Annotated in this window: 4 protein-coding genes; 3 read left to right on the top strand and 1 reads right to left on the bottom strand. The window is 44.7% G+C overall.

Translation table 11 applies throughout. From position 1 onward, the window contains the following. Positions 1-825 (top strand): T9SS type A sorting domain-containing protein (locus tag IH598_01300; GenBank protein MBE0637140.1); only part of this gene is annotated, 825 nt, incomplete at its 5' end. A 119-nt stretch (positions 826-944) separates the two neighbouring features. Here the strand turns inward: IH598_01300 and IH598_01295 are convergent. Continuing rightward, positions 945-1,130 carry a hypothetical protein gene (locus tag IH598_01295; protein ID MBE0637139.1) on the bottom strand — a complete coding sequence of 62 codons (186 nt, stop codon included), beginning with the start codon at positions 1,128-1,130 and terminating at the stop codon, positions 945-947. 575 nt (positions 1,131-1,705) lie between these two features. On the opposite strand from IH598_01295, the gene IH598_01290 reads away from it, so the two are divergent. Together IH598_01290 and IH598_01285 are read left to right on the top strand one after the other, a co-directional pair. Next, the gene (locus IH598_01290; protein ID MBE0637138.1) at positions 1,706-2,032 is read left to right on the top strand and encodes a DUF4907 domain-containing protein; all 327 of its coding nucleotides are present in this window, start codon (positions 1,706-1,708) and stop codon (positions 2,030-2,032) included. A 17-nt stretch (positions 2,033-2,049) separates the two neighbouring features. After that, on the top strand, positions 2,050-3,644 hold a 1,595-nt coding region (locus IH598_01285; GenBank protein ID MBE0637137.1), incomplete at its 3' end, for a hypothetical protein.

The following is a 3,644-nucleotide window of genomic DNA, read 5'->3' as shown; positions in this document are numbered from 1 at the left end:
TGGGTAAACAACAACACCCACGCCAGCGCCAACGGAACAGCCATCTATTCACCCTGCGATGATGACGGCACTTTCATGCTCACTGCCACCGGTAAATCCACCACAACCAATGATGTTTATCATTTTGTTCACCAACAACTGTGTGGCAACGGAACGGTGATTGCCCGTCTGGATGAAGTGCAAAACGGCGGCTGGGCCGGCGTGATGATGCGCGAAAGCAATGCCCCCAATGCAAAGACGGTGTTGTTCAAAACAAGGTTATACAACCCGAATGTGATTGTTGGTTACCGTACATCTACGGGAAGTTCGATGCGCAACCTGAGCCAGGTAGCCCAGCTGATCCGTTGGATGAAGATCCAGCGCAGTGGAAACAACTTCAAGGTGTTCACCTCCTACAACGGAACCACCTGGCAACAGCGCTACAGCGGAACCATCAGCATGGGAAGTTGCATCCAGGCCGGTATCTTCACCGAGAGTGTGCTGGCTACACGCACTTCAATGGCATGGTTCGACAATGTGGAGGTGGTGAACTTCCTCAAGTCAGGCGACGACTTTGCCGGAGTAGATGTGATTGAAATGGACAAAGAACAATTCCAGATCGATCTCTATCCCAACCCAGCCGATGACCAGGTAACCCTCTCCATCGCTGATAACGAAAGCGAGGTCAGCTACCAGATCAGCGATATGGAAGGAAGGTTGATCGGACAATCCAGTTTCAGCGGCAGCGAGACTTTTATCGATGTGAGCGGCTACAAGCCCGGACTTTACATCATAAGGCTGGAAATTGGAGGGGAGATTGTTACGAAGCGGTTGGTGGTGATGTAGAACTTTTAAACCTACAGGTTTTTGGCAGGCAGAGCCTGCAGAAATAGATTCGGTTTAGGCTCCGGCCTAAGTCGAACCAATGTCTGATGTTCAGACGAGGCAGAGCCTCGTCTGAACTATTAAGGCAGGCTCCAGCCTGCAAGATCAATCTGATGATTTTTTTGTCGCCCGGATAGTTTTTTTTCAGGCAGAGCACTGACAGGCAGGCAGAGCCTGTAGAAATAGATTCGGCTTAGGCCGGAGCCTAAGCCGAACGCATAGAATAAAGCAGCCGGGGACAAAACTCCGGCTGTCATTTTTACCATAAACTTCGATTTGGAAGAAAAGTCCAACAGATTGCAAGAAAAGTCCTACCCTCACGCCACCTCCCCGGAGTACTTTTGCCGCAGTTCTTTTTGGCAGGGAGTAAAACCGAAAATCGGGTTTGCTTTTTGAAACTCTAAAAAAATTCCGAAATAGAAATTCAGCATTGAAATCGCGAAAACTCTCTCATCGGCGGGGTATTTAAGTGATTATTCATAGCCGTATTTCAATTCTCAAATCCTTAATAATTCTTAATTGGATTTTTTTTAACTAAAACTTAACAGCTTGCCTTTGATTAATAGTTGTTTTTTGCAAATTCAAAATGATTCTAAATAGCATTTTTAAATATTTGATAATCAGATAGATGAAAAATTAGGATTTCATTATTCGATTTACTAAAGAAGTACCAAAGATGATACAAAACAATCAGACCCAAAGGCAAATGATCTCTTTTCGAAATGATGGCATCCCTATCTACTGACAGTCTCATGGAACCAATTGACTTTAAAATAAATTTAGCACAATTTATCTCATGCAATTCATTCAAAACTTATTAAATCACCTAAATTCAAAAACTATGAAATCAAAATGGATGATGTTACTCGTATTTATGTTTTCGCTGAACGCCTACAGCTATGTTCTGCAAAGCGAAAAAAAGCCTGAAGCAGTTGTTTATGTTAATTCGGATGCCAACTATGGCTTTCGAATTAAAGTTGATGGAAAAACAATACTTGAACAGGAAGCAATAGAACCTGCATCAGACAACCCGGCAATTTACTTCACCAAAGCTGATGCGGAAAAAGCTGCAGCTTACATTCTCAGGCAAATGGAGGATGGTAATTCCCCCGTTCTCATTGACCAGCAAACCTGGAAAGAAATTCAACTAAAATCTTCACATGAATAATCAAATCCAACATTAATATGAAATCTTTACTATTTAAATTCCTCGTCTTTGCAGCTTTATTGTTCAGCTACAATTCCTTTGCACAGATATTTTTTTCTGACAATTTTGAAACAGGTACTCTGCAGTCTCATTGGACTGTATTGTCTGGACCTTTTTCCCGTACATTCAATAATAGCGGTTCACCTGAAGGAACATTCCATCTCGTTCAATCAGGTACTGGCGCTCACCAAACCGGTATAATGGCTGATTTTGCGCCATGCACACCTACATCCCTGAGCTATTGGGCAAAATCTCAGGGAGGAGGAGCCGATACTTACTTAGTAATTGGTGATAATAATACATCCTCGAATGCTGGTATTGCATTCATTTACTTTAGCAATGGAGTTATCCGATTTTACAATGGTCCGGTGAATTATGAATTTCCATTTATTGCAAATACCTGGTACCAAATTGAGTTGAAAAATATGAATTTCATTACTAAAACATTTGACATTTGGATAAACGGAGTTCAGCGACAGACCGGATATGCTTTCCGCAGTACTTCAAGTACTAATGTAAGTCAAATACACCTGTACAATTTTGCATCCTCACCTGGCGCCTATGATGATATTATACTGGGTACACTTACCTGCCTGAATCCGGAAAATGGCGGCGAGATTGCTGCGGACCAAACCATTTGCTCTGGCGATTTCCCCGCATCCTTCACCAGCAATTCAGCGCCAACCGGCTTCACAGGCGATTTGGAATACCAGTGGCAGATCAGCACGGCAAGCCCCACCTTTGTGGATATTTCGGGAGCAGTTTTAGCAACTTACACATATGTTGGTACGGTTACCCAAACCACCTGGTTTAGAAGGCTGGCAAAGGTTACATGTGAGACAGAATGGGTGGAATCGAACGTGGTTCAGGTGGATGTAAACTCGCGCCCTGCGAATCCAACTGTAGCTACTCCAATCACAGTATGTGAAGGTGATGATGTGATTATTTCAGCCACAGGTTCAGGAACAGGCGACCTGGTCTTCCTTGACAATACATTAACTGAATACGCCAGAATAACCATGGGAGGTGACCCAACACAAACCTATAATGCAGGAGCCCTGATGGCAGGAGCTTACACTTTCTATGCGACAGAGGATGATGGAACTTGTTCATCATACCCTGTGGCAATTGATGTTACGGTGAATCCATTACCGTCTGCACCAACTGCTGCCGGCACAACGATTTGCGAAGGCGAATCCGCTGTATTAACCGCAGTAGCTAGTGGAACGGCGAATTGGTATTCTGATGTAGCTTTGACCAATCTATTGGCCACAGGTTCTGAATACAACACCGGAGCGTTGACAGCAACTACCGACTACTTCGTTACCCAAACCAATGCAGTGGGTTGCGAAAGCGCTGCCATTTCTGTCACCGTTACCGTTGATCCTCTTCCCATCGCAACCCTATCAAGCGTAATTGACGATTTTGAAGACGGCCTGCCTGCGGGCATTGATGGTGACGGTATGCTCGTCGGTTTCCTTACCTGGGGTGACAACGGCACCACTGTTACCATTACCACCACATCAGTCCCCGACCCCGACCCGCTGGCTCTGCCTGGCCAGTCTGGCGACAA

This window comes from Bacteroidales bacterium, from assembly GCA_014860585.1.
Taxonomy (GTDB): domain Bacteria; phylum Bacteroidota; class Bacteroidia; order Bacteroidales; family 4484-276; genus RZYY01.
Note: the sequence above shows the minus strand (reverse complement) of the source record. Positions and strands in the feature narration are given on the sequence as shown.

Coding starts and splice junctions, on each gene's coding strand:
- IH598_01295 (MBE0637139.1), bottom strand. CDS start 1,130: ATGGTAAAAATGACAGCCGGAGTTTTGTCCCCGGCTGCTTTATTCTAT.
- IH598_01290 (MBE0637138.1), top strand. CDS start 1,706: ATGAAATCAAAATGGATGATGTTACTCGTATTTATGTTTTCGCTGAAC.